Annotated in this window: 2 protein-coding genes; both read left to right on the top strand. The window is 47.1% G+C overall.

The genetic code is table 11. The features are described from left to right. Positions 1–262 (top strand): MerR family DNA-binding protein (locus tag R7Q09_RS27165; RefSeq protein WP_318144083.1); only part of this gene is annotated, 262 nt, incomplete at its 5' end. Between the two features lie 78 nt (positions 263–340). Beyond that, on the top strand, positions 341–582 hold a 242-nt coding region (locus tag R7Q09_RS27160; RefSeq protein WP_318144082.1), incomplete at its 3' end, for an acyl-CoA dehydrogenase family protein.

Raw genomic sequence — 582 nt, 5'->3', positions numbered from 1 at the left:
CGTTTATCAGCGTAGGGACAAAATCCGACTTAAACTGATTCTTAGAGGGAAACGGCTCGGCTTCTCGCTGGCAGAAATACGTGAACTGTTCGAACTTTACGACATGCAACAAACGGATGAACAGCTGCTCAAAATGCTCAATATCATTGAAGAAAAGCAAGCCGTGTTGCAACAGCAGTTAAATGACATTGGTGTCGTCATGGGCGAGCTCAATGCAGCAAAAGAACGCTGCCTTCAAACACTAAAAAACAACGAAAAGTAACAACGCCACTAACTCAAATTTCCCTCACTCAAGCAGTGCACGATTTTCACAGTCACACACCTGCAACAGGGAGACGTTATGAAACCGAGCTACATCCCGCTGAATTTCGGGCTCGGTGAAACCATTGATATGCTCCGAGATCACGTCAATGCGTTCGCGAGTGAGCATATAGCTCCTATTGCCGCCGATATTGACCATTACAATCAGTTTCCGAGCCATTTATGGCCACTTCTTGGCGAAATGGGCTTGCTTGGCGTGACCGTCAGCGAAGAATATGGTGGTGCTGAAATGGGTTACCTCGCCCACGTTGTAGCAATGGA

This window comes from Vibrio sp. 2130-1 (assembly GCF_033339515.1).
Note: the sequence above shows the minus strand (reverse complement) of the source record. Positions and strands in the feature narration are given on the sequence as shown.